Consider the following 3,430-nt stretch of genomic DNA (forward strand, 5'->3'; position numbering starts at 1 on the left):
CTGGAAGGATGGCCTGACCGCGTTGGGCGGCTGCTCGTGTTGGATCGGCATGATTCCCGCCGGCGCCAACCAGGAACCATTGGGCATTGCCATTCTGGCGAATGGCTTCTGGACTAGAAGCGATCCCCGGGTGATAGCCGACGGCCACGGACAGGCGATGCTCAAGCAGATCTCATCCGCCATCTGAAGATGACACCACGAGCCGATTCGCACTAAGTCGTCGGTGTTGTGCTGATGCGTCGGTCGCCATGTGGCTGTCGGCGCTGTCGCCGTGGCCGGCCGGCTGCACGGCGAAAAGGTCGGGCGACGCGGGCCCCCAGCTGGGGAACCTCGGCGCGGCGCTCGGGGATGGACGGCCCTCGCCCACGGTTGGCGCGGCAGCCTTGACAGACTGTGGGCATGGCACAGATAACGTTGCGTGGAAATCCAATCAATACGGTCGGCGAGCTACCCGCCGTAGGTTCGCCGGCCCCCGGCTTCACGCTGACCGGCACCGATCTCGGCGCGGTCAGCAGCGAGCAGTTCCGCGGTAAGCCGACGCTGCTTAACATCTTCCCGTCCGTGGATACCCCGGTATGCGCGGCAAGCGTGCGGACCTTCAACGAGCGCGCTGCCACAAGCGGTCACTCGGTGCTGTGCGTATCGAAAGATCTTCCGTTTGCGCAGCAGCGATTCTGTGGCGCGGAGGGCATCGAGAATGTCATCACGGCATCGGCGTTCCGCAGCAGCTTCGGGGAGGACTACGGCATCACAATCACCGACGGTCCGATGGCCGGGCTGCTTGGGCGAGCCATCGTGGTGATCGGTGCGGACGGTGGGGTCGTATACACAGAACTGGTGCCCGAGATCGCCACCGAGCCCGACTACGATGCGGCGCTAGCCGCAATGAGATCGTCGGTTTGAATCACACAGCGACGCAGCCGCCTGGGAGGTCGCCGATTTGGTCGCGGCGTCGCAGCGGCCAGCGCCGCGGCTCGGGCGAATGGTTTGGCCAGCGCCCGGAACGCCGTGACGGTACCGAGACCGTAGACGAGGTGCGCGCTGAGGTCCTTCCACAGCGTCACCGCGTCGTACTCCCATGGCGGCTTGTACAGCTTCGCCGGCACGAGCACCGCGTAAGACTGCACCCATACGCCGGCACCGAAGACCAAGCCGTGCCAGGCACGGCGGGTCGGGACCAAGCCGCTGAGCAACCCGAACGCGGCACCCCAACCCACACCGGTCGCCCAGTGCATGATGTTGTTCACGAGGCCGGCCTTCTCTGGCGGCAAATCTCGCCGAAATAGCGCCTTGAACACACGCTTACCGAACCGCGCCGGGGCCGGAGCATCGTCCCAGCTTTCGACGCCGGCCGAGAACTCCCAATCGGTGAAACCGCTGTCCCCACCATCGCGGCGGTATCGGTTGTACCAGAGCAGATCCATCGCCAGAGTGCCTACCGCACCCGCCGCCGCGCCCAGCACGACCGCCCCCAAAGGTGTCAAGGGGTCTGGCCGACTCACTCTGCCCAGCGTACGGCTTCGGCTTCGAGCGCCTCAGATCGCATGTACCGGCCGCACAGGGGAGCCGTTCCGAGCTCGGCCCACACAGATCGAGAGTGGCAATGTTCCAGCCTCTCACCTTCCATGACACGCCAGGCGTGACGACGACGGTCACCCCTGACCGGCATCGCGTGTCCTCCACGCGTCGACAAGCGTGACCAGAATTTGCATTCGTCGTTCGAATGCGCGGCGCGCGCGAGACGGCGCGTCGATCAGCCCGCCCAGATCCTTCAGCCCGTCGGTCGCCGCGACCAACAGCGCGGCCAAATCGGCCGCATCGATGGCGCGAGGAATATCGCCGTCCGCCTGGGCCTGCCTGATCAGGCCGGCAAGCAAGCCGACCCACGCCCGCGTGTGGCCGCGGACCAGATCGTCGACATCGGGAACCCGGGCCAGGTCGCGCGTCAGCCGGGAGACACTGAATGCGCTCGGGTCGTCGCGATGGACACGCACGAGCGCGAAAGCCACCTCGCGCAACTGGTCGACCGCACGCGGTTCGGCACTGACCACGGCCTGAACCGCGTCAACCCACTGGCGTTGCTTCTCGTCGATGACAGCCAGTGCGAGTTGTTCTTTGGAGGAGAAATGGAAGTAGAAGGCGCCCTTTGTCAGTCCGCTGCGGGCGATCAGTTCGGACATGGTTGTGTCGGCGTAGCCGCGCTCCGCGAATACCTCGGCGGCGGCCTGAAGCAGAAACGCGCGGGTGGCGGCACCCTTCGGCGTGACCGGCGCGGATGACACGCTGCGAGGTTAGCACAAAACCGACCGGCCGGTACGGCTAGACATACCGGTCGGTCGGTTTTAACCTGGGCCTGAGGAAGACTCCCTGCGGAAAGGTGACGGCGATGAATTACAAAGGCGAACGGGCCCTGGTGACAGGCGCCTCGTCGGGAATCGGGGCTGCTTTCGCCCGCGAACTCGCCAGGCGCGGCGCCGACCTGGTGCTGGTGGCCCGCTCGCGGGCCAAGCTCGACGCGCTAGCCGACGAACTGGCCACTACCTTTGGCGTGTCCGCCGACGTGGCGGTCACCGACTTGGCCAAGCCAGCAGCGGCAGATGAGCTGGCGTCCGATTTGCGCGATCGCGGGCTGCAGATCGACATCCTGGTAAACAACGCCGGTTTCGGCCTGTTCGCACCGCTTCACGACGCCGACGGTGCCGCGCTCAGCGACATGATCCGCGTCAACGTCGCCGCGCTTGTCGATCTGACCCGATTGTATGTGCCGGCGATGCTCGAACGTAACCACGGCGCCGTCATCAACGTCGGCTCGACGGCCGGCTTTCAGCCGGTGCCGTACATGGCGGTGTACGGCGCCACCAAGGCATTCGTGCTCTCCTTCACCGAGGCGCTCTGGGCCGAAACGCGCGGCACCGGCGTCCGGGTGACGGCGATCTGTCCGGGTTCCACCGAGACCGCCTTCTTCGACGTCGCCGGCGAAAACGCCCAAGTCGGCAGACGCATCCCCCCAGAGCGCGTGGTCAATGCCGCACTTCGCGCCCTCGACCGGCGGGCGAGCACAACAATTACCGGCGGTGCGGGTAACTGGCTGATGATCAACGCCCCCCGGCTGGCACCGCGGAACGTGGTCGCGCGCATCGCCGAGCGCACGATGCGCCCCGCCAAGCCCGGCCAGCACCCGGATGCGACGCCGCTGTCGTCTGCGCGCACGACTGTCGTGGACGAATGAGCTGGACTATCGAGGAGACCGATGGGCTGAAAGCCGTGGACTCCTTGCTCATCTCAGCCTGCGGTAGGCAGGCGGCAGCGGCAAGCCCAGTTCGGCCATCACGGCGCGCAGTCGGGTCGGATAATCGGTGATGATTCCGTCGGCGCCGGCCGCGATCTGCGCCCGCATCGTGTCGGGATCGTTAATCGTCCACGGAATCAC

General features: G+C 66.2%; 6 protein-coding genes. 3 read left to right on the top strand and 3 right to left on the bottom strand.

Features of this window, described 5'->3' with window-relative positions:
* Both VE759_RS17715 and tpx read left to right on the top strand, forming a co-directional pair.
* Positions 1 to 187: hypothetical protein (locus VE759_RS17715; protein WP_324934827.1), on the top strand; the 187-nt coding region annotated here is incomplete at its 5' end.
* 212 nt (positions 188 to 399) lie between these two features.
* Positions 400 to 903: a thiol peroxidase gene (gene tpx, locus VE759_RS17720; RefSeq protein WP_324934829.1), complete on the top strand. Its 504-nt coding sequence runs from the start codon at positions 400 to 402 to the stop codon at positions 901 to 903.
* Here tpx and VE759_RS17725 read toward each other — a convergent pair.
* Complete coding sequence (locus VE759_RS17725) at positions 864 to 1,502, bottom strand: hypothetical protein (RefSeq protein ID WP_324934831.1); 639 nt, start codon at positions 1,500 to 1,502, stop codon at positions 864 to 866. The genes tpx and VE759_RS17725 overlap by 40 nt on opposite strands.
* Positions 1,503 to 1,652: 150 nt before the next feature.
* Positions 1,653 to 2,282, bottom strand: coding sequence for a helix-turn-helix domain-containing protein (locus VE759_RS17730; RefSeq protein ID WP_324934833.1), 630 nt, complete (start codon positions 2,280 to 2,282; stop codon positions 1,653 to 1,655).
* A 104-nt stretch (positions 2,283 to 2,386) separates the two neighbouring features.
* On the opposite strand from VE759_RS17730, the gene VE759_RS17735 reads away from it, so the two are divergent.
* Positions 2,387 to 3,229 carry an SDR family oxidoreductase gene (locus VE759_RS17735; protein WP_324934835.1) on the top strand — a complete coding sequence of 281 codons (843 nt, stop codon included), beginning with the start codon at positions 2,387 to 2,389 and terminating at the stop codon, positions 3,227 to 3,229.
* A 48-nt stretch (positions 3,230 to 3,277) separates the two neighbouring features.
* Here the strand turns inward: VE759_RS17735 and VE759_RS17740 are convergent.
* A partial coding sequence (locus VE759_RS17740) for a glycerophosphodiester phosphodiesterase family protein (protein ID WP_324934837.1) occupies positions 3,278 to 3,430 on the bottom strand: 153 nt, incomplete at its 5' end.

Origin of the sequence: Mycobacterium sp., assembly GCF_035640695.1 — a bacterium.
Lineage (GTDB): Bacteria > Actinomycetota > Actinomycetes > Mycobacteriales > Mycobacteriaceae > Mycobacterium.

Coding starts and splice junctions, on each gene's coding strand:
- VE759_RS17735 (WP_324934835.1), top strand. CDS start 2,387: ATGAATTACAAAGGCGAACGGGCCCTGGTGACAGGCGCCTCGTCGGGA.
- tpx (WP_324934829.1), top strand. CDS start 400: ATGGCACAGATAACGTTGCGTGGAAATCCAATCAATACGGTCGGCGAG.